At 42.6% G+C, this 26,418-nt stretch carries 23 protein-coding genes, 1 tRNA gene and 5 pseudogenes; 12 read left to right on the top strand and 17 right to left on the bottom strand.

The window, feature by feature from the left end; translation table 11 throughout:
* Positions 1-50: 50 nt before the first annotated feature.
* Positions 51-3,242: a GBS Bsp-like repeat-containing protein gene (locus SSV_RS00980; protein WP_080983530.1), complete on the bottom strand. Its 3,192-nt coding sequence runs from the start codon at positions 3,240-3,242 to the stop codon at positions 51-53.
* Between the two features lie 227 nt (positions 3,243-3,469).
* On the opposite strand from SSV_RS00980, the gene SSV_RS00965 reads away from it, so the two are divergent.
* The 3 genes and pseudogenes from SSV_RS00965 (at position 3,470) to SSV_RS00955 (ending at position 5,101) form a co-directional block, all read left to right on the top strand.
* Positions 3,470-4,117, top strand: a complete 648-nt coding sequence (locus tag SSV_RS00965; RefSeq protein WP_072073312.1) for a metal-dependent transcriptional regulator — start codon at positions 3,470-3,472, stop codon at positions 4,115-4,117.
* Positions 4,118-4,221: 104 nt separating this feature from the next.
* Positions 4,222-4,683 carry a MarR family winged helix-turn-helix transcriptional regulator gene (locus SSV_RS00960; protein ID WP_072073311.1) on the top strand — a complete coding sequence of 154 codons (462 nt, stop codon included), beginning with the start codon at positions 4,222-4,224 and terminating at the stop codon, positions 4,681-4,683.
* Positions 4,676-5,101: pseudogene (locus tag SSV_RS00955) on the top strand (EVE domain-containing protein). Before SSV_RS00960 ends, SSV_RS00955 begins: the two are co-directional and overlap by 8 nt.
* Before the next feature lie 112 nt (positions 5,102-5,213).
* Here SSV_RS00955 and SSV_RS00950 read toward each other — a convergent pair.
* On the bottom strand, positions 5,214-5,828 hold the full coding sequence (locus tag SSV_RS00950) for a CPBP family intramembrane glutamic endopeptidase (protein WP_072073310.1): 615 nt from the start codon (positions 5,826-5,828) through the stop codon (positions 5,214-5,216).
* Positions 5,829-6,327: 499 nt separating this feature from the next.
* On the opposite strand from SSV_RS00950, the pseudogene SSV_RS12385 reads away from it, so the two are divergent.
* Positions 6,328-6,423 (top strand): annotated as a pseudogene (locus tag SSV_RS12385) (DUF4037 domain-containing protein); the annotation flags it as partial.
* Positions 6,406-6,540, top strand: a pseudogene (locus SSV_RS12050) (DUF4037 domain-containing protein); the annotation flags it as partial. The pseudogenes SSV_RS12385 and SSV_RS12050, both read left to right, overlap by 18 nt.
* A gap of 93 nt (positions 6,541-6,633) precedes the next feature.
* Here the strand turns inward: SSV_RS12050 and dtd are convergent.
* The 6 genes from dtd to SSV_RS00915 form a co-directional block, all read right to left on the bottom strand.
* Positions 6,634-7,077 carry a D-aminoacyl-tRNA deacylase gene (gene dtd / locus SSV_RS00935; protein WP_072073308.1) on the bottom strand — a complete coding sequence of 148 codons (444 nt, stop codon included), beginning with the start codon at positions 7,075-7,077 and terminating at the stop codon, positions 6,634-6,636.
* A gap of 68 nt (positions 7,078-7,145) precedes the next feature.
* The gene (locus SSV_RS00930; RefSeq protein ID WP_049543311.1) at positions 7,146-9,365 is read right to left on the bottom strand and encodes a RelA/SpoT family protein; all 2,220 of its coding nucleotides are present in this window, start codon (positions 9,363-9,365) and stop codon (positions 7,146-7,148) included.
* A 640-nt stretch (positions 9,366-10,005) separates the two neighbouring features.
* A complete protein-coding gene (locus SSV_RS00925) occupies positions 10,006-10,407 on the bottom strand; it encodes a DUF1310 family protein (protein WP_072073307.1) in 402 nt (133 codons plus the stop codon).
* A gap of 45 nt (positions 10,408-10,452) precedes the next feature.
* Positions 10,453-10,845, bottom strand: a complete 393-nt coding sequence (locus SSV_RS00920; protein WP_072073306.1) for a DUF1310 family protein — start codon at positions 10,843-10,845, stop codon at positions 10,453-10,455.
* Positions 10,846-10,911: 66 nt separating this feature from the next.
* Positions 10,912-11,040, bottom strand: a complete 129-nt coding sequence (locus SSV_RS12150) for a hypothetical protein (protein ID WP_255297029.1) — start codon at positions 11,038-11,040, stop codon at positions 10,912-10,914.
* A gap of 267 nt (positions 11,041-11,307) precedes the next feature.
* Positions 11,308-11,967, bottom strand: coding sequence for a hypothetical protein (locus SSV_RS00915; RefSeq protein ID WP_072073305.1), 660 nt, complete (start codon positions 11,965-11,967; stop codon positions 11,308-11,310).
* A gap of 251 nt (positions 11,968-12,218) precedes the next feature.
* On the opposite strand from SSV_RS00915, the gene SSV_RS00910 reads away from it, so the two are divergent.
* Complete coding sequence (locus SSV_RS00910) at positions 12,219-14,630, top strand: bifunctional 2',3'-cyclic-nucleotide 2'-phosphodiesterase/3'-nucleotidase (protein WP_072073304.1); 2,412 nt, start codon at positions 12,219-12,221, stop codon at positions 14,628-14,630.
* 43 nt (positions 14,631-14,673) lie between these two features.
* On the opposite strand, the gene SSV_RS00905 is transcribed toward SSV_RS00910, so the two are convergent.
* The 5 genes from SSV_RS00905 to SSV_RS00885 form a co-directional block, all read right to left on the bottom strand.
* Positions 14,674-15,426, bottom strand: a complete 753-nt coding sequence (locus SSV_RS00905) for a 16S rRNA (uracil(1498)-N(3))-methyltransferase (RefSeq protein ID WP_072073303.1) — start codon at positions 15,424-15,426, stop codon at positions 14,674-14,676.
* The gene (prmA, locus tag SSV_RS00900) at positions 15,427-16,380 is read right to left on the bottom strand and encodes a 50S ribosomal protein L11 methyltransferase (protein WP_304362500.1); all 954 of its coding nucleotides are present in this window, start codon (positions 16,378-16,380) and stop codon (positions 15,427-15,429) included.
* 143 nt (positions 16,381-16,523) lie between these two features.
* Positions 16,524-16,994, bottom strand: a complete 471-nt coding sequence (locus SSV_RS00895; protein ID WP_072073301.1) for a GNAT family N-acetyltransferase — start codon at positions 16,992-16,994, stop codon at positions 16,524-16,526.
* A complete protein-coding gene (locus SSV_RS00890) occupies positions 16,991-17,443 on the bottom strand; it encodes an NUDIX hydrolase (RefSeq protein WP_072073300.1) in 453 nt (150 codons plus the stop codon). Before SSV_RS00890 ends, SSV_RS00895 begins: the two co-directional genes overlap by 4 nt.
* 9 nt (positions 17,444-17,452) lie before the next feature.
* Positions 17,453-17,923: a DUF3013 family protein gene (locus SSV_RS00885; protein WP_002907412.1), complete on the bottom strand. Its 471-nt coding sequence runs from the start codon at positions 17,921-17,923 to the stop codon at positions 17,453-17,455.
* A gap of 87 nt (positions 17,924-18,010) precedes the next feature.
* Here SSV_RS00885 and SSV_RS00880 point away from each other — a divergent pair, with 87 nt between their 5' ends.
* A complete protein-coding gene (locus SSV_RS00880) occupies positions 18,011-19,279 on the top strand; it encodes a replication-associated recombination protein A (protein WP_072073299.1) in 1,269 nt (422 codons plus the stop codon).
* Between the two features lie 265 nt (positions 19,280-19,544).
* A tRNA-Lys gene (locus SSV_RS00875) sits at positions 19,545-19,617 on the top strand.
* 86 nt (positions 19,618-19,703) lie between these two features.
* Here SSV_RS00875 and SSV_RS00870 read toward each other — a convergent pair.
* From SSV_RS00870 to SSV_RS00855, 4 genes are read right to left on the bottom strand one after another with little or no spacing between them, the layout of a single operon-like run.
* The gene (locus SSV_RS00870) at positions 19,704-20,843 is read right to left on the bottom strand and encodes a site-specific integrase (RefSeq protein ID WP_072073298.1); all 1,140 of its coding nucleotides are present in this window, start codon (positions 20,841-20,843) and stop codon (positions 19,704-19,706) included.
* 1 nt (position 20,844) lies between these two features.
* Entirely contained in the window at positions 20,845-21,033 is a 189-nt protein-coding gene (locus tag SSV_RS00865; RefSeq protein WP_000369785.1) for a DUF3173 domain-containing protein, read from the bottom strand.
* 11 nt (positions 21,034-21,044) lie between these two features.
* Positions 21,045-22,022 (bottom strand): hypothetical protein, encoded by a 978-nt coding sequence (locus SSV_RS00860; protein WP_002896713.1) that lies wholly within the window; start codon positions 22,020-22,022, stop codon positions 21,045-21,047.
* 45 nt (positions 22,023-22,067) lie between these two features.
* Positions 22,068-22,250: a hypothetical protein gene (locus SSV_RS00855; RefSeq protein ID WP_002916824.1), complete on the bottom strand. Its 183-nt coding sequence runs from the start codon at positions 22,248-22,250 to the stop codon at positions 22,068-22,070.
* Between the two features lie 332 nt (positions 22,251-22,582).
* Here SSV_RS00855 and SSV_RS00850 point away from each other — a divergent pair, with 332 nt between their 5' ends.
* The 4 genes and pseudogenes from SSV_RS00850 to SSV_RS00835 form a co-directional block, all read left to right on the top strand.
* Positions 22,583-23,092, top strand: a complete 510-nt coding sequence (locus tag SSV_RS00850; RefSeq protein WP_072073297.1) for a helix-turn-helix domain-containing protein — start codon at positions 22,583-22,585, stop codon at positions 23,090-23,092.
* 214 nt (positions 23,093-23,306) lie between these two features.
* Positions 23,307-24,452, top strand: coding sequence for a low temperature requirement protein A (locus SSV_RS00845; protein WP_072073296.1), 1,146 nt, complete (start codon positions 23,307-23,309; stop codon positions 24,450-24,452).
* A gap of 190 nt (positions 24,453-24,642) precedes the next feature.
* Positions 24,643-25,494: pseudogene (locus SSV_RS00840) on the top strand (ferredoxin reductase family protein); the annotation flags it as partial.
* Positions 25,495-25,498: 4 nt separating this feature from the next.
* Positions 25,499-26,284 (top strand): annotated as a pseudogene (locus SSV_RS00835) (low temperature requirement protein A); the annotation flags it as partial.
* Between the last annotated feature and the right edge of the window lie 134 nt (positions 26,285-26,418).

Genomic DNA, 26,418 nt, shown 5'->3' with positions numbered 1-26,418 from the left:
GCAGAAAACCGCCCGTCAAGCAACGAGCGGTCTTCTTATTCAGGAATTTCTTATCCTTTGATGGCAATAAAGGGTGATCCTTCTGTATTATCCGTCGGATCTACACTCTTGACTCCAAAGAGATAGTCTACTGGATACCAGCCATTATTAGCTGCATTATAAGGGTCACGGACATAGGTTTTTCCATTGTCATAGCCTTTGAGAACCAGCTCATGAGTCACTGGATAATGGGCAAAGATGCTAGTACCAACAGCACCTAGGACATGATGCCCCTGTGAAAGCAATTCTTTAACTGCAGAAGCTGTAAACAGGGTCTCAGTCGTCAGATCCCAGTGCTGGGCAGCTCGGACAATACCACGGCTGCTGGTGCCAAATCCATCCTTATTAAATTCATTGGTATGGTTATATAGGTAATCCGCAACAGTTGTCGGAAGCACTTCTGTTCCAGTAATCCCAGAAATAACCATGGCTAGCGTTGTCGGCACGCATCCTGTCGCATCCATGCTGTAAGGACCATACTTCCTGCCACCCCAGCGACCATCACGCTGTGAGTAGTAAGGATTATTGTAAACTGCTTTGGAGACCTGGGTCGTAGTAGCATCAACAGCGATGAGCTGACCATTGTCCTGTTTATAGTAAAGATGAATCTTGTACTCGCCAGTAGAAAGCTTATGGTCGCTAGCTCGGACTGTGATCTTATAGGTGCCATTCGCCTGCTTTTGAGCTAAATACCACTTGACATCATCCTGATCCTTATCTGTGGACCAAGTTGGCAGATAGACTGCTTGAATTCCACCTGGATTGGAGACATTTGTCACAACCACATCAAAAGTTCCTGTTCGCGCATTATTGTTTTGGATATTGATTTTTCCAGTCGCACGGATATTTTCAGGTGCTACAGAAACCATCAGCTTCTCGCCACCCGCACCTTGCATCTGGCCATCCTCGTTCAGATAGTAAAGATGAACCTTGTACTCACCTACTGAAAACTTATGATCCTGAGCTCGGACATGTTTTTTATAGGTGCCGTCAGCTTGGCGCTCAGCGATATACCACTGCACGTCGTCTTGGTCATCCTTGCTGGACCATGTTGGCAGGTAGACCGCCTTCAGGCCATCTGGGGCGACAATATCGGACACGATAATATCAAATTCACCTGTCTGCGGATTGTTGTTCTGAATGATAATCTTACCTTGAGGCTGCGCGCGAGTAACCACCGTCTTTGCTGAGCCTGCACCCTGCAGCTGACCTGCATCATTCACGAAATAGAGGTGAACATTATACTCGCCCAAGGAGTTCTTATGATTGCGGTAGCTGACATGCTTGAAATAGGTCCCATCAGCGCGCCTTTCAGCTATGTACCACTGCACATCATCTTGGTCGTTGGCAGCTGACCATGTCGGCAAGTAAACGGACTTCAGACCATCCGGGGCAACAATGTCGGACACGACAATATCAAATTCGCCTGTCTGCGGATTGTTGTTCTGAATGATAATCTTACCTTGAGGCTGCGCGCGAGTAACCACCGTCTTTGCTGAGCCTGCACCCTGCAGCTGACCTGCATCATTCACGAAATAGAGGTGAACATTATACTCGCCCAAGGAGTTCTTATGATTGCGGTAGCTGACATGCTTGAAATAGGTCCCATCAGCTCGTCTTTCAGCGGTGTACCACTGCACGTCGTCTTGGTCGTTAGCGGTGGACCAGGTTGGAAGACTAACAGACTTCAGACCATATGGAGCAACAATGTCGGACACAACAATATCAAATTCGCCTGTCTGCGGATTGTTGTTCTGAATGGTAATCTTGCCTTTTGGTTGCGCGCGATCAACCACCGTCTTAGCTGAGCCTGCACCCTGCAGCTGGCCTGCATCATTCACAAAATAGAGGTGAACATTATACTCACCTAGAGAGTTCTTATGATTGCGGTAACTGACATGCTTGAAATAGGTCCCATCAGCGCGCCTTTCAGCTATGTACCACTGCACATCGTCTTGGTCGTTAGCAGCTGACCATGTCGGCAAGTAAACGGACTTCAGACCATCTGGGGCAATAATATCAGAAACGACAATATCAAATTCGCCTGTCTGCGGATTGTTGTTCTGAATGGTGATTTTTCCCTGTGGCTGGGCGCGAGTAACCACTGTCTTAGCCGAACCTGCACCCTGCAGCTGACCTGCATCATTCACGAAATAGAGGTGAACATTGTACTCGCCCAGAGAGTTCTTGTGGTTGCGGTAGCTGACATGTTTGAAATAGGTCCCATCAGCGCGCCTTTCAGCTATGTACCACTGCACATCGTCTTGGTCGTTAGCAGCTGACCATGTCGGCAAGTAAACGGACTTCAGACCATCTGGGGCAATAATATCAGAAACGACAATATCAAATTCACCTGTCTGCGGATTGTTGTTCTGAATGGTAATCTTACCTTGAGGCTGGGCGCGAGTAACCACTGTCTTAGCCGAACCTGCACCCTGCAGCTGACCTGCATCATTCACGAAATAGAGGTGAACATTATACTCGCCCAAGGAGTTCTTATGATTGCGGTAGCTGACATGCTTGAAATAGGTCCCATCGGCCCGCCGTTCAGCGGTGTACCACTGCACATCGTCCTGGTCATCCTTGCTGGACCAAGTCGGTAGGTAGACCGCCTTCAGGCCATCCGGTGCGACAATATCGGACACGACAATATCAAATTCACCAGTCTGTGAATTGTTGTTCTGAATGGTAATCTTTCCTTGTGGCTTTTTGACTTCTGCTGCTGCCAAGGGGCGCTCTGTAGCAGAAGCTGCTTGCGCTGGCTGATTAGAAGCATCACTTTTTTCTGAGTTCTCAGCCACAGCAGGTTGATTTTCTGTCGAAGCTACAATATCACTTTTCGGATGGGCATTTTCTACAGAATCTGAAGAAGTAGACTGAGAACTGGTATCAGAAGACGTAGGTATCTGACCAGCGTCAGGACTAACAGCCGCCGGTGCTGGTGCAGCCTTATCCATACTTGACAGACTGGTTTCTGTTACAGTCGGAGTTGCAGCTGTGCTAGCTTGGTCCTCCACAGCCTGGCTGACAACGCCACTGTCAGCCGTCTGACTAGGTGTCAGCTGTTCTGCCTGCACTGCTCCACTTCCAAGAAAGGCCAGACCAGTCGCAATCGCTACTGAGACTGCTCCTAGACTGCATTTGCGAATGCCAAAACGAGTAAACTTCTCTGCCCGTGACGCCATCATTTGTCTTTTTTTCATAATAGGATTCTCCTTTTGCAAAAAAGTAAAAAGCAAGCCAATTTTCTGCAAACCAGCTAAAGAATTTTTACTTTTTATTTTTTAAATCGTACGCTTTGATTATATAATAATCGCAAAACGATTACAAGCGAATGAAGAAAATCTAAACATCAAAGAAAGGCTTAGACACTGTATTCTTACAGCGATTTTTGTTATACTAATGATAGAAAGTTCAGCGAGGATGCAAGATGACCCCAAATAAAGAAGACTATCACAAGTGTATCTATGAGATTGGCAGCCGCCACAAAAAAATCACCAATAAAGAAATCGCCCAGCTCATGCAGGTTTCACCTCCGGCTGTGACGGAAATGATGAAAAAAATGCTGGCGGAAGAACTTCTGATCAAGGATAAAAAAGCCGGCTACTTGCTGACTGATTTGGGGCTAAGGCTAGTTTCTGACCTCTATCGCAAGCACCGGCTGATTGAGGTCTTTCTGGTCAACCATCTCGACTACTCGACTGATGAAATCCATGAGGAAGCCGAAGTCCTAGAGCACACTGTTTCTGAGCGCTTCGTTGAGCGTCTGGATGCCATGCTCCAGTATCCCAAGACCTGTCCTCACGGGGGCACCATTCCAGCCAAGGGAGAGCTTCTGGACGAAGAAAACCAACTGACTCTGGAAGAGGCTTCTGCCCCTGGCGACTATATCATCAAACGCGTACACGATGACTTTGACTTGCTTAAATACTTGGAAAAATACAACCTGCAAATCGGCCAAACCATCACCTTCATCCAATACGATTCTTTCGCTCAGGTCTATCTTCTCAAGACAGAAACCCAAGAAATCCAAATCAATCCTATGATTGCCCAACAGATTTATGTAGAAAAACTATAAACGGAACCCAGTTCGGACTTTTTAGTCTAAACTGGGTTTTTATTGACAAAAATAAGTTGTCAGAATATAATAAGTGTACTTATAAAAATTCAGAGGGAAAGCTAATGGAAAAATCGCAGTTTAACTCCATCTACAAGGATGAATACAAAAAATCAACCGGTCTGCTCTTTATCCGTACCTATCACAAGTGGCATGGGCTGATAAAAAACAAACTGAGAACGATTGATTTGACCCATCCCCAGTTTGTCGTTCTGACCACTCTTGTAGCGCTTCTGCGTCAGCAAGAATGGGTTAGTCAGACCGATATTGCCCGATTTTCTGACATGGATGTTATGACCGTATCCCAAATCATCCGCCTCTTGGTCAAGAAAGAATTGATCATGCGGGAAGTCCATCCCAAGGACAGCCGTGCCAACATCATACTTCTAACGGATAGGGGGCTGCAAAGGGTCAACCAAGCCCTTCCTCTGGTAGAAGGCATTGATCAGGCGTTCTTTGGAAAATTAGAAAATAATACAGAAACATTAAACCAACTCTTAATAGAACTGGAGGCAGAAAATGACTAGATTTTGGATTGGTGTCGTATCAAAAGAACATGTACTAAGAGGTGTAGAAGGTTGATTTTGCCAAGTCTGCCATGGAAAGAAAGCACCATTGAACCGAATGAAAAAGGGGGACTATCTTTTGTACTACAGCCCCAAGTATCAACTGAACGGTCAGGAAAAGCTGCAGGCCTTTACAGCAGTTGGCAAGATTCTAGATGACACTGCCTACCAAGTAGAGATGTTTGAAGGCTTTTTCCCATTTCGGCGAGATGTCAGCTACTACCAGCCTGTCAAAGACTGCCCCATTGAGCAAGTCCGATAACATCCTCAGTGGCCCCAGTATGCTTCTCGGCTAAGATACGGACATTTCGAAGTTTCGAAAGACTTCTTCCTTTATGTTTTTGAGCAAATGAAACTGGACAGCCCTGCAAATCAGTAGAAGCAGCTTCGTTTGACTTACACCTAGACCTTGCTTACCTGCTCATCAAATCGAAAGTTCCGATTCTCAAGGAAATCGGAACTTTTTGATTTGAAGTAAGAACCTTGATTTATTAAATCAGCATAAAAGCAAATAAACTACTCGTAATCACATTTACTAAAGCATGTATAATCCAGCTAGCTAAAATGGAGCCATCAGATTTCTTTTCATTGACAAAGCCCATATAAGCCGCGATGCCACCCGTACACAAAATGATGAGCAGGGTTTGCTGCCAAGAGAGCCCTGTTATAAACATTAAGCCATGGAGCAGACCAAAAAGAGCAGCTTGTATGGTGTTGGCTACCACAAAGGATAAGCGACTAGCCAATCTCTTTAAAAGAAAACCTCTGAATAGCAGTTCTTCCGACAGAGAAGTTTGAAAAATACCATAAATCAGAACAGCTGGCAAGGCTTGGAAGCCTAGGCCTGAGAAATTCGAAGTCGCTGTATCCAGATTTTTTACAGCAGGATATACTAGCAAAAACGAAAGAAGCAAGAAAGATAGCGAACCCAACAAAATCCACAGCCAGATTTTCCGGCTGCCAGCATCTTTTAGTGTTTTTAAGCCAAGCCATTCTAAAAATGGACTTTTTCTTCTAGCACTTATCAACCACCAAACAAAAGGAAGAAAAGCAAACAAAGCAATTTGAATCAGAGCATTCAGCATCTGTTGAACTAGATTTTCCATGATAAGAGACTCCTTTCTTTTCTTTAATATGATTATACAAGACAAACTTCAAGAATTTATAAAGTAATTCTAAAATATTTCTAAAGAATGAAAGAAATTATAAACATAAATAAATCAAGGATTATTGCTACTTTCACTTACTTGCTATGCTTCTCATTTTTGGACTAAACGATGTCAAAAAACATTAAAAGCCTATCTCAAAAATCTAAGAAAGGTTGCAGATAAAAATAAGGCGATGAGTTTAAAAAATAGAAAACTGACAATGCGTTAAAGGAAGGGAGAAACTCCTAAAATTTTATCATACGAAGTCAAATTTTCAGCCTATCTATCCCAGATAATTTTCTTTTTAGTCAAATACTTCCAGCTCCCGCTCATCCACTTTCTACCCCTCGGGGTCTCAATTTTGCAGGCTTAGTGCCATGCCAAAAGCTGTTTTTCCCTTCTTGCCAACCCGCTTACATTTTGCTACAATGATGTCAAAAATCAGTAAGGAAAAATTATGCCACAACAACTCTTTAAAGAATTTGCCCAGCTAGATCAAGTGGAAGCTATTGTTCTCGGTGGCTCTCGTGCTGGACAGCATTTTGAAGAAAATATACATGCTTATTTTAAAAAGCTCTACACTGAGCCCGCTGAAGCGATAAAGCTTATCAATCAGCTAGTGACGACCATCAAAGAAGCCATTCCTCAAGAAATTATTGGTGATTTTTAGTAATGTTGTCGGAAACTATACATTCATCACTGCAGAAACTGAAAAAATTAGGAGTTTGAACATTAGTGTTCAAGCTCCTTTTCATGCTTCTTATCAGCGATTCTTCGTATCCAAGATAATGGTCACTGGACCATCATTAACTAGTTCTATCTGCATGTCTGCGCCAAAAACACCCGTCTGAGTCGGCACCTCTTGCTGCAAGGCAAGATTGAAGGCATCATAAAAATTGCTGGCCATCTCTGGCGGAGCAGCCTTGACAAAGGCTGGCCGATTACCCTTTTTGGTATCTGCATGCAGAGTGAACTGGGAAATCGACAAAATCTCTCCGGAAATGTCCTTGATAGACAGGTTCATCTTGCCCTCAGCATCGGAAAAAATCCGCATATTGACAATCTTCCTGACTGCATAATCCATATCTTCCTGACTATCGTCAGGGCCTACGCCTACTAGTAGCAAGAGACCTTGTCCAATACTGCTGTGCAGCTGCTGGTCAATGCTGACCTGAGCACGTTTCACGCGCTGAATCACTATTTTCATATCTTTTCCTTTGATTTAAGCAAGTCACCAAGGGTAACTTACAGCTCGATAATGATTTCCGAAATAGATCAGCCATTGGTCCGCTTGACCGAGTAGACCTCCGGCACGCTCTTGATCTTATCCACCACCGTCGTCAGCATGGACAGATTAGCAATACCAAAAGAAACGTGGATATTAGCAAATTTCATATCCTTGGTCGGCTGAGCATTAACTGTTGAAATATTTTTGGTGGTATTAGACAGAACTTGCAACACATCGTTGAGGAGACCAGACCGGTTGAGACCGTAAATATCAATGTGAGCCGTGTACTCTTTGGTCGTGTTGTTGTCTTCCCATTCCACATCAATCAGCCGCTGCTCGTAATTTTCCTGGGCCTTGAGATTCATGCAGTCCTGCCGGTGAATGGCTACACCACGTCCTTTGGTAATATAGCCGACAATATCATCGCCCGGTACAGGGTTACAGCACTTGGCAATCCGGATGAGGAGACCAGATGCCCCCTGAATGACCACACCGCCTTCGTGCTTGACCTTGAGGGTATCTTTTTTGTTTTCGACCTTGACCTCGCCGCCCTTGACCAATTCCTCCGCTTCTGCTCTGGCCTTGGCCCGTTCTTCCTCACGGCGCTCTTTTTCTGTCAGACGGTTGAAAATGCTAATGGCACCAATTTCACCGAAGCCAATGGCTGCAAAAAGCGCTTCTTCGGTCTTGTAGCTAGTCTTTTGCAGGACTTCTTCCATGTGCTTCTTGTCCATGTACTTATTAGCTACATAGCCATGCTCCTGAAATTGAGCCTGCAAGAGCTCCCGCCCTTTGGAGATAGACAGCTCCTTGTCTTGATTTTTAAAGAACTGACGGATTTTATTTCTAGCCTTGCTGGTCTTGACAATATTGAGCCAGTCACGGCTCGGTCCGAAGGAGTTAGCGTTGGTGATGATTTCCACCTGATCACCTGTCCTAAGCTTGGTTGTCAGAGGCACCATGCGGCCATTGACCTTGGCTCCCGTGGCTTTCTCTCCAACCTTAGTGTGGATCTCATAGGCAAAGTCAATCGGGCCCGAGTCCTTAGGCAGAGAGCGCACTGCTCCATCTGGTGTGAAGACGTAGATTTCCTCAGCCAGATAGCTCTCCTTGACCGAGTCAACGAAGTCCTTGGCATCGTTAGACTGGTCCTGCAGCTCCATCAGCTCCTTGATCCAGTTCATCCCGATGGCTGATTCTCTGCTGTCTACCTGTCCCTTGACGCCTTTCTTGTAAGCCCAATGAGCCGCAACCCCATACTCAGCGACCTCATGCATTTCCTTGGTCCGAATCTGAAACTCAATCGGACCTTTGGGTCCATAAACGGTCGTATGGATAGACTGGTAACCATTGGCCTTGCGGTTGGCAATGTAATCCTTGAACCGCCCCGGCATCGGCCGCCAAAGCTCATGAATGTAGCCCAGCATGGCATAAACATCACTCTGGGTATCCAAGATACAGCGAATGGCAATCAGATCATAAATCTCGTCAAAACGCTTCTTCTTGTCCTGCATCTTGCGATAGATCGAGTAGATATGCTTGGGCCGGCCATAAATCTTACCGTGCAGATTGCGCTCGCCAGCATAGGTCTCAATTTTTTGAACCACCTCTTCTACCAGAGCTTCACGCTCCCGACGCTTCTCCTTCATCATGTGGGAAATTTTGTAAAATTCCACTTCATTGAGATAACGGAAGGACAAATCTTCCAGCTCCCACTTGACACTGGAAATCCCCAGGCGGTGAGCCAAGGGTGCGTAGATTTCCATTGTCTCTCGAGAAATCCGCTCCTGCTTATCCTTGCGCAGATGCTTGAGTGTCCGCATATTGTGGAGACGGTCTGCCAGCTTGACCAAAATAACCCGGATATCCTCTGACATGGCCATCAGCATCTTACGGTGATTTTCTGCCAGCTGCTCCTCGTGGGATTTGTACTTGACCTTACCCAGCTTGGTAACGCCATCGACAATCACACGCACATCCGTCCCAAACTCTCTTTCCAAATCATCCAGCGTCGCACGGGTATCCTCTACCACATCATGCAGAAAACCGCAGGCAACCGTTACTGCATCTAGCTTGAGTGTGGCCAAAATCCCTGCCACCTGAATAGGATGCACAATATAAGGCTCACCTGACCTGCGAAACTGCCCACTGTGACAGTCAATCGCATAAATCAAAGCCTTCTGTATAAAAGCCACATCCTCTGCAGCCAGATATTTTCTCGTAAGGGCCAATACCTGATCGCCCGTCAAATTCACTTCTTTTGGCATCTCGTCTCTCCAATTCCTGCCTACTATTTTATCACTTTTAGCCCGATATGAAAACCTAGAAGACGGTTCATATAAAAACCCGCCTTAAACGGCGGGTTGTGGTAAAATGTAACACTATCAGACGATATCTTTCTGTTAAAAAACGAAGAGGCTAATCTTTCTGATTCAGTGATTCCTTATATCTCTGAGAACCTTTACCGTACCATTCTTTAACAGAGTATCCTGATAGTTGTCGGTAATCTTCTAAGTATTTTTGAAGATAGTAACCTTGGAAATTGTCAATCCCTAAAGCTATTGAAAACAATAAGAATGGGAGACCTAAAAGTGGTATAAACAAATCAATCACAGAGTTAAGTATACTATTTTGACGAATCATATATTCACTAGGGAAAAACATTCTTAAAAAGAATAGCAATATAATAATCAACCAAGCATATTTTTGTGAAAAGGAAACAAATTGATTAAGAATATTTACAAGAGGATTAGAATGTTGTCGCCGGACATATAATACCTTGATGTTAGTATGATTTTATGCTTTTGCTTCATGAGACACTCCTACGACTATTATAATTTAGTATGTGGTATAGGTTTTGCAATTCCAATTAAAGCAAGAGGTTTTCGCTATAACTAGAATACTGAATCACTTGTCATCACTTTCCAACAACGCCCGCAAACCCGCTGATTCAGTCATACCAACCGTACGAATTTTCCCATTCTCACCATCCATTTGAAGACCAGTCTTCCCAACCATACTTATACTATCATTAATGATAATATGAAACATAATTCCCCCCATCGGATTATGCTTAATGGAGCTATCATCAATTTTATAAGAGCGAATCTTCCCTTTGTCTGTTAACGCATTTGGATCTTTTCTTTTTAAATCTTCTTCAATCAGCTTCCGCACTTCCTCACTGTGAACAATCCTGAACATTTCATTTTGAAATTCTTGGTTTTTGTGAGCCAGGTAGAGACCTACTCCAATGCAAACAGCCATAAACAAGCTAACAACTGATAAGATAATTTTATGTTTTTTCTTCATATATTCACCTCTAAATAAAGAAATCTCCTTATGAGTCTTTGGCCATCACTCCTCTAGCAACTTCTGAAGTCCTTTTGACCTATCCATACCAACAATTCGTATGCCCTCATTCTCCCCATATTTTCTAAGCCCAGTTGACCCAACAATATCAGGGTCATCATTAATGACAATATCAAACATAATGCCTCCCATTGGATTGTAACGAATGCTTCTATCATCAATTTTATAGGATTGAATTTTCCTCCTATCCGTTAAAGCATGAGAATCTAATTTTTTTAATTTCTTTTCTATTAGATTCTTCACTTCCTCACTATGGACAATTCTGAACATTTCATTCTGAAATTCTTGATTTTTGTGAGATAGGTAGAGACCTCCCCCTAACAATATCAATACACTTAGGCCAATAAGCCCCATAATTCTATTTCTTCTCTTAGACATATAAACACTCCTCAATCTTTGTCAGTTTCATTATATAATATATTTTCCCAAAAGCAAAAACCCGCCTTAAACGGGCGGGTTGTGGTGAAGAAAGTGATGAACTTCTTCCTTGATAAATTGACAATAAGCGTAGACAAGGTAGCAAGTAGATGTCACACCTAAAAGGGCGACAAACAACTCAAATAAGGCAGACATAGTCATGACGAACCTCCTCTCCTTATCAAGCAAAATGCAGATACGCTTCCCAGCTTAGGCAGTCTGATTTTTTCCGTTTTTATTTTCCTTTCCGACTTACCCAAGTGAGCTCATCACTATTATACCAAAATACGAAAGCGGATACAAGGCAGTGAGACAGTTGCTCCTAATAATGATTTTATCAAAGCAGATAACATGCTAAATTTGAAGCATCTAAAGTAGGAATGACACTGTTAACAAATTTTTTATCCATCATTTTATCTCCTTTTAATTTGATACGGTTTCTCTAAATGAATAAGCATTATCGTAATTCACAGTTACTGAATAATAGTAATAATCGTCGTTTCGGTTTGAGCTTCCAAAACCTAAAATTGCCTGCTCTCTTTCATTTTTGTGAAAATACTGATTGATAGTTTGATTTTGAACCGAATAATCAATATCAAACGCCCCGTTGTTGCCATTATAACTTTTGGATTTCATAGATAAAGAAGATAGAAAAGACTGATTAATTGTTAACTTTTGGAATAAGAATCCATCAAAAGGCCATAATTCTTTCGCTTTCTCCTCATCAGAAAAGACAAAATCGCTGTCTATATAATCAACTCTTATTGTTTCTTCTGGCTTTTCAGTAATATCATCAGAAGCCCGTGTCTTGGTCAGCACTCCAGAAATTGTGTGATTGCTACTATCCCCTTGTAAAGTTATTTCGATAAGATAAGTCCCCCGTTTGATATACACTTGCTCTACTTTAAACCCATCCGGAAATTGCTTAAACAAATCAAATAGATTTTCAGTAGGATAGACGCGACTCACTTCAGCTACCTGATTCTCAATCCAATCTCGGCTGCTCCTCTTTTCTCCACATCCTATTAATCCTATCATCACTCCCCCTAAAAGTAATATTTTGAGAAAAATTCTCTTTTTCATGATATTCTCCTTGATTATTATGCTTAACAAAGTAACTTATTTCAGTCACTGTATAGTGTACCATAATTTTTTTGAACTCTATTTTATTCTACCTCCATCCAATCATTCACTTATCCGCTGATATCTTCATTCAGTATTTTCAAACCAATATTAGAAAGTATGAAAGCTCTAAACTGGAAATTCCTTCTTGATGATAGCGTTTTAATATAGTATAATATAAGTCTGAAATTCATTTTAACAAAGGAGATATTATGTCTAAATCATCCCTTCAAAAAACGGTTGTGCTTTTGAGCGCAGCGGCTCTTGCGGCAGCTGTAAATGCTGTTCAGGCTGATGAGAATGCTCCAGCAGTCACTGCTAATCCTGCTCCAGTAGAAAGCAGCGCAGCGGAAGCAAAACCAACGACTGCTACAAGTCCAACTGAGACTACTGCGACACCAGAGAGCACGGAGCCTAGCTCTGCTATTTCCCCAGAAAATGCCAGCGGAAACGCTGATGCTCTGATGGCTATGGCTCGCAATGTCGCGGCTACTGAGGATACTAAGCCCGTGGAGGGACAGACTGTCGATGTTCGTATCTTGGCAACGACCGACCTCCATACCAACTTGGTCAACTACGACTACTATCAGGACAAGCCAGTAGAGACCTTGGGACTGGCTAAGACTGCCGTGCTAATCGAGAAGGCCAAGAAAGAAAATCCAAACGTCCTCTTGGTTGACAATGGCGATACCATCCAAGGAACGCCGCTTGGAACTTACAAGGCCATTGTGGATCCTGTGGAGAAGGGCGAGCAGCACCCTATGTACGCTGCCCTACAGGCTCTGGGCTTTGAAGCTGGTACGCTAGGAAACCATGAATTTAACTACGGTCTGGACTATCTGAACCGCGTGATTGAGACAGCTGGCATGCCTCTTGTCAATGCCAATGTGCTGGATCCAGCGACTGGTAAATTCATTTATCAGCCTTACAAAATCATCGAAAAGACCTTTACGGATACTCAGGGCCGTTTGACGACTGTCAAGATTGGTGTGACTGGGATTGTCCCGCCGCAAATCCTCAACTGGGATAAGGCAAACCTAGAAGGAAAAGTGGTCGTTCGCGACTCCGTTGAGGCTATTCGAGACATCATTCCTGAGATGCGCAAGGCCGGTGCAGACATCACTTTGGTGCTTTCTCACTCTGGTATCGGAGATGACAAGTATGAAAAAGGGGAGGAAAATGAAGGCTATCAAATCGCCAGCCTGCCAGGTGTGGATGCTGTTGTAACGGGACACTCCCACGCCGAATTTCCAAGCGGAAACGGAACTGGCTTCTACGAAAAATATCCTGGTGTAGACGGTGTCAACGGTAAAATCAACGGCACTCCAGTAACCATGGCTGGAAAATACGGCGACCATCTAGGCGTCATCGACCTCAAGCTAGACTATACTGACGGCAAATGGAAAGTCACTGACAGCAAAGGCTCTATCCGCAAGGTAGATACCAAGTCTAATGTAGCAGATCAGCGCGTCATTGACATTGCCCAAGAATCCCACCAAGGGACTATTAACTATGTCCGCCAGCAAGTCGGCACCACGACTGCACCGATTACCAGCTACTTTGCTCTGGTCAAAGACGATCCATCCGTGCAAATCGTTAACAATGCCCAGCTTTGGTATGCTAAGCAAGAGCTGGCTGGCACGCCTGAAGCCAACCTTCCTATCCTGTCTGCAGCAGCTCCTTTCAAGGCAGGAACCCGCGGGGATGCAACGGCCTACACAGACATTCCAGCTGGTCCTATTGCTATCAAGAACGTAGCAGACCTCTATCTCTACGATAATGTCACTGCTATCCTCAAGGTCAACGGTGCCCAGCTCAAAGAATGGTTGGAAATGTCAGCTGGCCAATTCAACACCATTGACCCAAATAATAGCCAACCGCAAAATCTGGTCAATACTAACTACCGGACTTATAACTTTGATGTTATTGACGGTGTTACCTATGAGTTTGACATTACTCAGCCGAACAAATACGACCGCGAAGGGAAACTGGCAAACCCAAATGCCAGCCGGGTCCGCAACCTCAAATATCAAGGCAATGAGATTGATCCCAATCAGGAATTTATCGTCGTGACCAACAACTACCGGTCTAACGGTAATTTCCCTGGTGTTCGAGAAGCCAGCCTCAACCGTCTGCTCAATCTGGAAAACCGCCAAGCTATCATCAACTATATCTTGGCTGTCAAAAATATCAATCCAAGTGCAGATCAGAACTGGCATTTCGCTGATACCATCAAGGGACTGGATCTGCGCTTCCTGACAGCTGATAAGGCCAAGAACTTGATTGGTACAGACGGAGACATCGTCTATCTAGCAGCTTCTGCCCAAGAAGGATTCGGTGAATACAAATTCGTCTACGTCGCACCGAAAACAGAATCAGTGCCTATTGAGCAGCCAAGCCGTCCGACTATCGCAGTCGAAGCAGCCAATCTGCAGTATAGAAGAGTAGACTTCCCAGTCTTGACTGCTGTTGACCCAAGCATAAACAAGCAAGCGTCCCACAGACAAGCAGAAGCAGAAAGCCTCCCAGCAACCGGAGAAAAGGCGTCCTCACTTGGAGTATTGGGACTTGTCATGACCGGACTTGCAGGAATCTTCGCCTTTAAAAAACGTGAAAGACAATAATGATTAAAAAATCAGCAGCCAAGATGGTTGCTGATTTTGCTTTTTAAAGACTGTCATTTCTCAATTCCAACAAAACACTGACTGCCGTCAAGGCATAAAGCGGAGCTGTTTCAGCCCGCAGGATACGTGGACCTAGACCTGCTGATACAGCACCTGCTTGGCCAAAGGCTGCTATTTCCTCTGGCGATAGACCGCCCTCCGGTCCGAAGATAAAGAGAACTTTTGCGCCAGCTTCCAAGCCCGACAGAGCTCGGACTAGAGCTGCAGATTCTCCTTCTTTGGCCGATTCCTCATAGGCCACGATGATGCGATCAAAGTCTGACAAAGTGGCCAGAAAATCTGCCTTTTTATCAAAGAGCCGAACCTCAGGAATCAGATTGCGCTTGCTCTGCTCTGCTGCTCCCTGAGCAATTTTCTCTAGCTTTTTGCTCTTTTTGGCTAGCTTTTTGCCATCCCACTTAGCCACCGACCAGTCCGCTGGGAAAGCCCAGATAGCACTGGCCCCTAGCTCCGTTGCCTTTTGAGTGATAAATTCCAACTTATCACCCTTGGGAAAGCCTGAAGCAATGGTCACTTGAACCGGCAGCTCGGTATTGTCTGCTAGCTCCTCCAAGATTTCCAAGCTCTGTTGACTGGGGTCCAACACCCGAGCCAGTCGCTTCATGCCATCATCAAAGACTAGTGTAACTTGGTCGCCCTCTTTGAGCCGCATGACTGAAAACATATGTTTGGCCGTGTCCTTATCCGTGACCACCAGAGGAGACTTAGGACTTCCTTTTATAAAATACTGTTGCATCTAACCACCTATCACGCCTGAAATGTCCTGCGTTTTCTTAAAGACGCAGGCATTCCATTCGCCCTGAATCATATGCGTTTCTAGGAAAAACCCTGCTGCTTCTGCTGACTCGCGCACCATTTCCCACTTCTCAGAAATGATCCCACTCATAATCAGATAGCCCTCATCCTTGACCAGACGGTAGGCATCCTCTGTTAGATGGATGAGAATATCGGCCAAGATATTAGCAACAATGATATCCGCCTCGATTTCTACGCCTCGGAGAAGATCGCCCGGCGCCACATGAATGTTCTCCATGTCAGGATTGAGCTCAATATTTTCCTGAGCCACGCGCACTGCCACCTCGTCCAAGTCATAGGCGTAGATGTCCTTAGCACCCAAGAGAGAGCTAGCAATGGACAGAACGCCGCTGCCTGTACCCACATCCAGCACCGTTTCTCCGCCCCGCAGGACCTGCTCCAGCGCAAAGAGGCTCATCTTGGTTGTCGGATGAGTACCTGTCCCAAAGGCCATGCCAGGATCCAGCTTGATGATCTTCTCACCAGCTGTCGACTCATACTCCGTCCATGAGGGTACAATGGTCAAGTCATGAGTAATCCGAGCCGGCTCAAAGTATTTCTTCCAGTTGTCCGCCCAATCTTCCTCAGCCAGTTCCTGCCGAGTCAGCTCAATATCACCCGTCTCCAATCCGAAGCCATCCAGCTCAGCCAGTCGCTCATTGGCCTGGGCTGCAATAGCCTCTATATCCACCGAATCCGGATAGTAGCCCGTAATCCGGACCCGCTCGCTCTGCTCAACTTCTGGAAAAAGCTCACCATACTGGTCAACCTGCCCCAGATAATCTGCGCTGTCATCAATGGCCACACCCTGACTGCCCAGCTCAATCAGAATATTAGAGGCTGCTTCCTCCGCCTCACGCTTCACTTCAATCGTTAATTCCTGCCAAGTGTCCATCATTAAAATACCAAGCCCGTAAAACACAAAGCCAAAATAGGAAATTCTCTGACGATGCTTTCGTCTAAGAGAACTTTATCTTTTTGCCACAGTATTTAGGGCGGGTTCAGTTTAGAAATCCAACTGAACAATCCTTTCTTTGTTTATTTCATTGTCTTCGTCATGTAAACCATATCCATGCCCTCTTTTTCGGGCTCAGTATGAGTCTGTCGGTAGCCATTTTTCTCATAGAAAGCTACCATGCCTTTATCCTGGAAAACCGTACACAAATCCCATTTCGTAATGGTGGAGAATGTCTCCTCAATCAGACCAAGCCCCTCAGAGCCATATCCTTTATTCTGGTGCTCTGGCAAAATCGCCACTGTCCCAATCCAGCCTGCTGTCTGTTCGTCATTTGTATTCAATCGAATAAAGCCCAGAATCTTCTCGTCGTCTTTGACAAAATAATAAAAACTATTGGGCCGCTCGACCAGCTTCCAGCGAATCCGCTCTCGCTCCTCCAGATAGGGGTCGTATTGATCCTGATATTTCTCATGAACAGCCTTAAAACTCGCTCGCTGAATGGCAATAATGGTATCTAAATCCTCAGCTCCTGCCCGCTCAATATAAATCATGCTCGCACCTCCAAATAATCTCTCAACCTGTCCTGCAGCTGCGGAATAACCTTTTTATCTGATAAGAACTGGCTCACATCCATCATCTGATAAGCCTGTCCCTCATCGCCAAAGGCGATACTGGCAAATTCTTCCTGAGTGATAGTTCCCACCATAAAAATAGAGGTTTTGTCTGGAGCAAGCATTCCTTGATATTCCTTAGCCCAGAGAATATCCGCTTCTTCAAGCTTCAAACCAAGCTCTTCAAAAACCTCCCTTTGTACGCATTCAAAAGGTGTCTCTTCGTCCTCACGGCCACCGCCCGGCAACTCCCACATATTGGGCCAAGGAATGGTTGAAATATCGTCTCGCAAGATAGTCAGTAGCTTATCATTACAGAGCAAGGCAATCTTGCAGCCAGAAAACTCCATCTGTTTGTGCAGCAAATCTAGTCCTTCTTCATCTGTCATCAGCGCCTCCTAATACCTCGGATATGAATAAAATTCTGTCTCAGCCAAGTCAGCTCTGCCATTTTCAAAAGCCTCAGCATTCCAAGCCATCTCAAACTCTGCCGCCTCTGAATCTGCTAAAAAGTCCATGAGCGCATCAAGGCCAGACTCAGCTGTTTGGGTTAGGAAATCCACGAAATAAGCTAGAAACTCCCGTGACAGCCCTTTCTTCGGCTCATAGGGAAGAACCGCCAGATAATCCTCGGCCTCAAAACGAGACTTGACCGGATTATAGAAAAGCACGGCTTCCTCAAAGTAAATATCTTCAGCCGAGGCATTGCCCTCAGCATCAACCGTCTCAATCCCACCTGGATTTTGAACCTCAAGGAGAAAGGCCACTTCCACTGCGTGATTCTTCTTGTCCCAGTTTATTTCATAATCAAAAGGAAAGCTCTTCCCCATTTCCTCGTCCAATATCTCCAAAAAACCGTACTTAGCCATGATTTCCTCTTTTCATTGTGATAAAATATTACTATCTACAATAGTAACACAAAAAGCCAAGAAAAACACTTGCAGAAAGGAAATCTTATGCCAGAAAACCTAGCCCTGCGCATGCGGCCGACTGACATTGATCAGATCATCGGCCAGCAACATCTGGTCGGACCTGGAAAAATCATCCGTCGCATGGTTGAAGCCAACCGCCTGTCCTCGATGATTCTCTACGGGCCACCCGGCATTGGCAAAACCTCTATCGCCTCGGCTATCGCCGGCACAACCAAGTTTGCCTTTCGGACCTTTAACGCCACCGTAGATAGCAAGAAGCGCCTGCAGGAAATCGCTGAAGAAGCTAAATTTTCCGGCGGACTGGTGCTCCTGCTGGACGAGATTCACCGCTTGGACAAGACCAAGCAAGACTTCCTACTGCCGCTATTAGAAAGCGGTTTGGTCATCATGATTGGAGCGACGACAGAAAATCCTTTCTTCTCTGTCACCCCTGCCATCCGAAGCCGGGTTCAGATATTTGAGCTTGAGCCCCTCAGCAACGAAGACATCCGGACAGCCATTCAGCTAGCCCTGACAGACAAGGAGCGAGGATTTGATTTCCAAGTGGAGCTAGACGATGAGGCTCTGGATTTCATTGCTATCTCTACCAACGGAGACCTGCGCTCCGCCTATAACTCGCTGGATCTAGCCGTACTCTCTACCCCAGAAGATAGCAAGGGCATTCGCCACATCACGCTCGATGTCATGGAAAACAGCCTGCAAAAAAGCTATATCACCATGGATAAGGATGGGGACGGCCATTACGATGTCCTCTCTGCCCTGCAGAAGTCCATCCGTGGCTCCGATGTCAATGCCAGTCTCCACTACGCAGCTCGCCTCGTTGAGGCAGGAGACCTGCCTAGCCTAGCTCGACGCCTGACCGTTATAGCTTACGAAGATATTGGCCTGGCAAATCCAGACGCACAAGTCCATACCGTTACAGCTCTGGAAGCAGCCCAGCGGATTGGCTTTCCTGAAGCCCGCATCCTTATTGCCAATATTGTCATCGATCTAGCTCTATCGCCCAAGTCCAACTCAGCCTACCTAGCCATGGACAAGGCCCTAGCTGACTTGCGAAAGAATGGAAACCTCCCCATCCCCCGCCACTTAAGAGACGGCCACTATGCCGGCAGCAAAGAATTGGGCAATGCTCAGGATTATCTCTATCCTCACTCCTATTCTGGCAATTGGGTCAAGCAGGACTATCTGCCTGACAAGATAAAAGATGCCAATTATTTCACTCCTAATGAGAATGGTAAATACGAGCGAGCCCTTGGAATGACTAAGGATAAGATTGATGACTTAAAAAAATGATGACATCGTTTGCAAAAAATCACATTTTTCTCTTGAATTTTTCAAAATTTATGGTATTATAATTATAGAAACGCTGTGGTGTACGACTTCACACTTAAGTGTTGACCGACTATTTTTTGTATTATTAGGGAAACAAAAGACTTCTAACAGCATGCAAGCCGTGTCACGCGGAAGCAGCTTCAGTTAGAGCGAGTTGCCCACCTGCTTAATTGCGCGGGTTCAATACAAATCGTGAAGGTCCGGCACCAATACAGCTTTTTCTATTGCCTCCTTAGCTCAGCTGGCAGAGCAGCGGACTCTTAATCCGTGGGTCGCAGGTTCGATCCCTGCAGGGGGCATCTAAATCAACAGGAAAAAGCCTTGATTTATAAGGCTTTTTTGCTTGTCTATAACTGATTTGCCCCATCATTTGCCCCACATTTTTTTATGAGCAATCTTTCCAAACATCTCTAATTTGATTAAATTCTTCAAAAATTTTCTCTTCTAAAGTGTGTCCATATACTTCTACTAACATTGAAATATCTCTATGCCCTAGAATTTTTGCAATAACTCCAAGGTCAAATCCTTTGTGCCAGAGGTAGCTTCCATAGGTATGACGTGCTCCTTTTGTCGTGATAATTGGATAAATATCTAATTCATTTAAAAGAACACTCAAAGCTTTATTGACACTTGCAATATCTGGTACCAAGTGAATATATCCATAATGCTGAAAAATCATTTTATACCTATTCTTGATTCCTAGCTCTTTATTAGCCTTCTCCTGTTCAATTTTTAGGACTTGTAATATCTTAATACATTCTTCGTCTATCGGTACCATCCGAATAGACGTTTTATTTTTTGGAGGGACAAATTTATGAGAAAGGGTATTAAACCTCCTATATGTTTTTAGCAGTCCTCTGTCAAAGTCAACTTCATTCCAAGTTAACGCTATTAACTCTCCAAACCTCATGCCTGTTTTTAATAGAAAATAGACAATATAAGGAACAATTGAACGTTGGTAATCAAATTTTCTCTTTACTGCTAAAAGTAAATCCAGATAGTCCTTTTCTGTATGTAAATATTTCTCTTCTGTCATCTGTTGTTCTTTGGATGAAAATAACTCGACATGTTGTGTAAAATCATCTATTAGAACTTTGTCTGCAATTGCCATTTGGATGCTCTGATGAATCCCAGTATTCAATCTACCAAGAAAATTTCTACCAACTGTTTGTCCATACTTATTCATAATTCTTTGGTATTCACTCGCACGAATTTGAGTGACTTTTTTATTTCCAAATAATCTTTTAATTGTGTTTTTACGGAGAAGATATTTTTTCTTTGTCTCTTCCGACCTACTACTCGGTAGAATTTTTAGTTCAAGCCATTCTTGATACAGATCTACAAGAGAAATATCTCTAGAAATTCTTTTTCCTAAACGAAGTTCTTGCAGAATCGGTTCAGCTTCTGACTCTGCAAGTTTTTTTGTTTTAAAACCGCTATTATGAACAACAGTTTTCCCTTCGCTACGAATTTCATAGGTCCATAAATTACTATCTCCTCGCTTTCGATAACGAACACTTGCCATATTACGCCACCTCAGTTCCTAGAATCTCATTTACAACACTTTTTGGAACAACCATCAAACGTTTGCGATTATAAAATGTATAGCCTCGTGAGACAAGTAATTCTCTTGCCTGATGAATGATATCATTTGCTGTATGAGGGCGATAGCCCATTTCAATTAATTCTTTGTTACTAATTAAATTATTGTCCATAGTTATCCTCCTTATTTATTTTCTAAATTCAGAAACTCGCCTACAAGTAGTTGTAATTCTGCATTTAATTTAGGGAGATTCTGTATTAATACTTCTTTTAATTCTTCCGCAAATTGGTTCGTTTCTTCTCTCAATAGTTTGCGGACTCTTGTTTTTTTCTTTTTGATGCTGTCTGATTTTAAATTTGGAAAAGCCAATGATAACAGTTCAGGATTGTTGAGAAAGATAATTGTAAATGCTCTTTGCTCCACTCGAATATGTTCTAGCTTATAAAATCCGAAATTATCAAGTCGATTCATAACATCTTGGACCATCTCCTCACCAATCGCTTTGGTTCTAAGTTGGAATTCCAGTCTCCACCAAAACGGATTTACAGCCAAATCTAGCTTCTCATCGCGCTTGTGAGCAATGATTTCTTTATTCTTATCATATAACCTAACTTGTACATTACTACCGCTAGAACCCCAATATTTCGTCTCTAATTCACCCCCTCTACCATAGAAGACCTTATGGGTAACACCACCTTTAATATGTTGCAAATTAACGATTTCAGGCCTATTGAAAATGTCAAATGCCAAATCAAAACGAGACAAACGTACTGTCAATGAATTCAATCTAGCAAAGTACATTAATTGCCTCCATACTTTCATTCCATCAAATTCTTTTAAAGTATTAGGATTGAAATCAATTCGAATCAATTGTTCATTTCCATAAGTGGATAATTGAAAAAATATAATATTGATTGAATCATACTCATTAAAATCTTTAGCTAAAGTAAATACATCATCTCGTACGTTATCATGTATTTCAAATGAATCAACTCTTGTACTTATTGCCTGTTTCAGATTTTTAAAAATTTGTCTTAGGGAACCAATGTCTGTATCCCAGATAACCGTTAATCTATCAATACTGACATCTAACCGCTGTACTAATTCTCCTACATCACATCGTTCTTGAATACTTCTTAAATCTTGTATAGAAACCAACAAAATTGTCCCCCCTTCTTTTAGATTTTTTAGGTTTCAGAAACACCGTCAAATCAACGATTGCTCGTTCCGTCGTTCTTTGGGCGTTGCCCTAAGTGTCCCTTTTTGCTGGCTGTTAGAATAGCCAGCTTTTGCTTGGCTAGAAATTGTCTGGACGGCAGTCTGCAGGACTTCGCCTGACTTCCCGTCAGGCTCGTCCCTTGTCCTTGTCCACACAATTTCTAGCTCCAAGGCTTCGAATAGTCATAAGTCATAGTCTCATCCTCAACTTCCTCCTCACTCACAGTCTGCAGGACTTCGCCTGACTTCCCGTCAGGCTCGTCCCTTGTCCTTGTCCACACAATTTCTAGCTCCAAGGCTTCGAATAGTCATAAGTCATAGTCTCATCCTCAACTTCCTCCTCACTCACTGTCCCTAAACTTATGAACTATTTTTTATCATTTATAACTTATTTCTAAGTTATAAATATATTTTATAAAAAATATTTTAGTTAGTCAACTAAAAACTTGATTTGTAAGTTTTTAGGTGATAAAATAAGTTAAAAATAAAAATAGGAGTTTCCCATGACCTTTATTATTCAAAATTTTGGACCCAATTTGGCACGATTGCGCATAGAAAAAGGAGTAAGCCAAACTCAACTAGCTGAAGATTTAGGAATCGGTAAACAGTCCATCTCTGATTACGAAAAACAAAAAAGCTATCCTACCTTTGCAAATTTGGATAAGATAGCGGAATATTTTAATGCAACTCCAACCCAACTCTTTGGAACGAGTAAAGAGATTGAGTTAGAAAAGAGTGTTCTTGAATCTAATGAATACTCTGATAAAGTAAGTGAAATCTTAAAAGCTGTCAAATACATCGAGCATTTCCTACATACTGATGGACAGTACTTAGAGGATTTACTTTACCTAACAAGAGGCAACCAACTATACACAGAAGATGGAAAAGAGTTGTATATTGATCCAACTTCTCAGAAAAGAACACTTCATACCCAATATGAACCTGGTTTTATTGTAGCAAGAGAGAAATCTCCACTAGAGCTCTTAATTGAAAATAAGGAGCTATTAGATTAAATAAAAAAAGCGAGGATATCCTCGCTTTTCTATTGTAAAATCTTATTCTTCATTATCAATCATCAAACACTCTGCCTGTGAGTTGGTACATGAGGTAAATGTGCTCCAAGGTTTTGACGATTCGCGTCACATGAAGTTATTTAAGCATCTCCTTTTCTCTCATTACCATTTTCTGTTATAATAAATTGTACTTCTAGAATAGAAAGGACTTAAGATGACAACTCTTATTAAACATAAACGTGTAGAATTTTCAGAACTTTTTTATGACCTAGTTTTTGTTTTTGCAATTTCAAAAGCAACTACTTTAATTGACCATCTTCATAACGGTATTTTGACTTGGAATTCTTTCCTTGATTTTTTCATGGCTGTCTTGGTTCTCACCGATTCCTGGATGATTCAAACCGTTTATACCAATCGCTATGGAAAGAACTCTTTATTTAACATGGTAATCATGTTTATCAAAATGGGACTTTTACTCTTTATAGCCAATATGATTGGACCTGATTGGCAACAATATTTTCATTATCTCTGTTGGGCTATTGGTACATTAACCCTTACCTTATTTTTTCAATATTTGGTTGAGTTTTTTAGAAAATCAACCGATGATGTTAATCGGGAAAGTATCAAAGGTTTTCTATGGATAACAGGTCTAGGAAGTTTAGGAGTCTATCTAGCAGCTCTTCTTCCTATTTACGTTAGAGTCTATATCTTCTTTGCTAGTATTCTGCTAACATTTATTATGCCAATTATCTTGCTTAGTAAAGATAAGCATTACCAGGTAAATCTCCCCCATTTAATCGAGCGCATCTCCCTTCTTGTCATTATTACGTTTGGAGAGATGATTATGGAGCTAGCTAACTTCTTTACAATCGAGAATTTCTCGATTTATTCGGTTCTTTATTTCATTATTATGCTTTCTCTGTTCTTGTTTTATTTTGGTCAATTCGACCATGCTATTGATGAAGAATCTAATCAAAAGGGACTATTTCTAATTTACAGTCACTATCCTATTTTCATTGGACTTATTATGATGACCGTTTCGATGAGTTTTCTTCTGAATCCTGAAGCTAATCTTCTCTTTGCAACCATCTTCTCTTATATCGGATTTGGCCTCTTCCAAGTTGCTGTCCTAGTAAATGGGCCCTGTAACAAACACTATCTTCGCTATTCGAAAAGTTACTACTGTGTCCAAGCGACACTCTATCTGGCTGCCTTGATTCTCTCTTTAATCTTTGCTTCTAATCCTATAATAGTAGTGAGTATTACAACCATTTTAGCTCTAGCTATAGCCATTCATTTTATTTATTTTTATATGACACAGAATAAAAAATATTCCAAATCTAACTGGGAGTTCTTTTAATGAGTTTATAACATAAAAAAAGCTTTGGGAACCAAGGCTTTAATTTTTTCATTAATTTGTTTTTTAAAAATTACAAATCTATTGGTAGCTTTTTGGTAGCTAAACAGACAAATTTTATAATGTTTATCAAAGTGAACATAAAAAGAATGTTGATTTGTCAGCATTCTTTTTTATTTCAAATGTATTCTCGGAATTAGAAAAATGGTTCCATGGCATCGAAAAGATGTATGCTTATCATAAGTTTACAGCTATCTTTTCCGTCGTTCTTCTTGCTCTCCACAATGTTGCCATGGGTGGCAGTCTCTGGGGCTCTCATCTGGCAGCCCAGCTTGGGAACGTCGGCATCTATCTATTTGTCAGCATTGTTCTGGTGGCCTATCTTGGCAAGCACATCAAATATGAAGCTTGGCGCTGGATTCACCGCTTTGTCTATTTGGCCTATATCTTTGGTCTCTTCCACGCCTATATGCTGATGGGCGGTCGACTCCTAACACCGACCTTACTAGGTTTCGTAGTCGGATTCTACGCTATCATCGGTTTAGCTTCTGGCTTTTACATCATCTTCCTCTATCAAAGTTTGGCCTTTCGCCATCTGGGAAAAATCATGCAGGTCAAACGCCTCAACCACGATAACGTGGAGTTGAAAATCCAACTCAGTCAAAAGTTAGACTACCAGTACGGTCAGTTTGCCTTCGTCAAGATTTTCCAAGAAGGATTTGAAAAAGCGCCACATCCCTTCTCTATCTCTGGCGGCCATGACAATATTGTCTATTTTACTATCAAGAACTCTGGAGACCACACTAAGAAACTTTATGACAACATTCAAGAAGGAAGAAAGGTTACCATTGACCGAGCTTATGGCCACATGATTCTTGACCAAGGACAGGAAAAGCAGATTTGGATTGCTGGTGGGATTGGCATTACGCCCTTTATCTCCTATATCCGTGAAAATCCTAATCTGAATCGTCCAGTCAGCTTCTACTACGCTTATACTGGAGCAGAAAATGCTGTTTACCTAGACCTCCTCAAAGACTATGCGGCCAANTTTGGTTGAGTTTTTTAGAAAATCAACCGATGATGTTAATCGGGAAAGTATCAAAGGTTTTCTATGGATAACAGGTCTAGGAAGTTTAGGAGTCTATCTAGCAGCTCTTCTTCCTATTTACGTTAGAGTCTATATCTTCTTTGCTAGTATTCTGCTAACATTTATTATGCCAATTATCTTGCTTAGTAAAGATAAGCATTACCAGGTAAATCTCCCCCATTTAATCGAGCGCATCTCCCTTCTTGTCATTATTACGTTTGGAGAGATGATTATGGAGCTAGCTAACTTCTTTACAATCGAGAATTTCTCGATTTATTCGGTTCTTTATTTCATTATTATGCTTTCTCTGTTCTTGTTTTATTTTGGTCAATTCGACCATGCTATTGATGAAGAATCTAATCAAAAGGGACTATTTCTAATTTACAGTCACTATCCTATTTTCATTGGACTTATTATGATGACCGTTTCGATGAGTTTTCTTCTGAATCCTGAAGCTAATCTTCTCTTTGCAACCATCTTCTCTTATATCGGATTTGGCCTCTTCCAAGTTGCTGTCCTAGTAAATGGGCCCTGTAACAAACACTATCTTCGCTATTCGAAAAGTTACTACTGTGTCCAAGCGACACTCTATCTGGCTGCCTTGATTCTCTCTTTAATCTTTGCTTCTAATCCTATAATAGTAGTGAGTATTACAACCATTTTAGCTCTAGCTATAGCCATTCATTTTATTTATTTTTATATGACACAGAATAAAAAATATTCCAAATCTAACTGGGAGTTCTTTTAATGAGTTTATAACATAAAAAAAGCTTTGGGAACCAAGGCTTTATATGATATCAATCACCGACCACGAAAATGTTTAGCTTACAGAACTGCTAGTGAAGCTCTAGAGGATGAGTTCGAGTAAATGTTGCACTTATT

The organism is Streptococcus sanguinis (genome assembly GCF_001078705.1).
Classification (GTDB): Bacteria; Bacillota; Bacilli; order Lactobacillales; family Streptococcaceae; genus Streptococcus; species Streptococcus sanguinis_D.
Note: the sequence above shows the minus strand (reverse complement) of the source record. Positions and strands in the feature narration are given on the sequence as shown.

What these genes read in the sequence shown, in the direction of transcription:
- SSV_RS00850 (WP_072073297.1), top strand. Translation starts at nt 22,583, where the DNA reads ATGACCTTTATTATTCAAAATTTTGGACCCAATTTGGCACGATTGCGC.
- dtd (WP_072073308.1), bottom strand. Translation starts at nt 7,077, where the DNA reads ATGAAAATAGTGATTCAGCGCGTGAAACGTGCTCAGGTCAGCATTGAC.
- SSV_RS00915 (WP_072073305.1), bottom strand. Translation starts at nt 11,967, where the DNA reads ATGAAAAAGAGAATTTTTCTCAAAATATTACTTTTAGGGGGAGTGATG.
- SSV_RS00965 (WP_072073312.1), top strand. Translation starts at nt 3,470, where the DNA reads ATGACCCCAAATAAAGAAGACTATCACAAGTGTATCTATGAGATTGGC.
- SSV_RS00880 (WP_072073299.1), top strand. Translation starts at nt 18,011, where the DNA reads ATGCCAGAAAACCTAGCCCTGCGCATGCGGCCGACTGACATTGATCAG.
- SSV_RS00930 (WP_049543311.1), bottom strand. Translation starts at nt 9,365, where the DNA reads ATGCCAAAAGAAGTGAATTTGACGGGCGATCAGGTATTGGCCCTTACG.
- SSV_RS00890 (WP_072073300.1), bottom strand. Translation starts at nt 17,443, where the DNA reads ATGACAGATGAAGAAGGACTAGATTTGCTGCACAAACAGATGGAGTTT.
- prmA (WP_304362500.1), bottom strand. Translation starts at nt 16,380, where the DNA reads ATGGACACTTGGCAGGAATTAACGATTGAAGTGAAGCGTGAGGCGGAG.
- SSV_RS00845 (WP_072073296.1), top strand. Translation starts at nt 23,307, where the DNA reads ATGACAACTCTTATTAAACATAAACGTGTAGAATTTTCAGAACTTTTT.
- SSV_RS00870 (WP_072073298.1), bottom strand. Translation starts at nt 20,843, where the DNA reads ATGGCAAGTGTTCGTTATCGAAAGCGAGGAGATAGTAATTTATGGACC.
- SSV_RS00950 (WP_072073310.1), bottom strand. Translation starts at nt 5,828, where the DNA reads ATGGAAAATCTAGTTCAACAGATGCTGAATGCTCTGATTCAAATTGCT.
- SSV_RS00920 (WP_072073306.1), bottom strand. Translation starts at nt 10,845, where the DNA reads ATGTCTAAGAGAAGAAATAGAATTATGGGGCTTATTGGCCTAAGTGTA.
- SSV_RS00905 (WP_072073303.1), bottom strand. Translation starts at nt 15,426, where the DNA reads ATGCAACAGTATTTTATAAAAGGAAGTCCTAAGTCTCCTCTGGTGGTC.
- SSV_RS00865 (WP_000369785.1), bottom strand. Translation starts at nt 21,033, where the DNA reads ATGGACAATAATTTAATTAGTAACAAAGAATTAATTGAAATGGGCTAT.
- SSV_RS00960 (WP_072073311.1), top strand. Translation starts at nt 4,222, where the DNA reads ATGGAAAAATCGCAGTTTAACTCCATCTACAAGGATGAATACAAAAAA.
- SSV_RS00980 (WP_080983530.1), bottom strand. Translation starts at nt 3,242, where the DNA reads ATGAAAAAAAGACAAATGATGGCGTCACGGGCAGAGAAGTTTACTCGT.
- SSV_RS00910 (WP_072073304.1), top strand. Translation starts at nt 12,219, where the DNA reads ATGTCTAAATCATCCCTTCAAAAAACGGTTGTGCTTTTGAGCGCAGCG.
- SSV_RS00895 (WP_072073301.1), bottom strand. Translation starts at nt 16,994, where the DNA reads ATGATTTATATTGAGCGGGCAGGAGCTGAGGATTTAGATACCATTATT.
- SSV_RS00885 (WP_002907412.1), bottom strand. Translation starts at nt 17,923, where the DNA reads ATGGCTAAGTACGGTTTTTTGGAGATATTGGACGAGGAAATGGGGAAG.
- SSV_RS00925 (WP_072073307.1), bottom strand. Translation starts at nt 10,407, where the DNA reads ATGAAGAAAAAACATAAAATTATCTTATCAGTTGTTAGCTTGTTTATG.
- SSV_RS12150 (WP_255297029.1), bottom strand. Translation starts at nt 11,040, where the DNA reads ATGTCTGCCTTATTTGAGTTGTTTGTCGCCCTTTTAGGTGTGACATCT.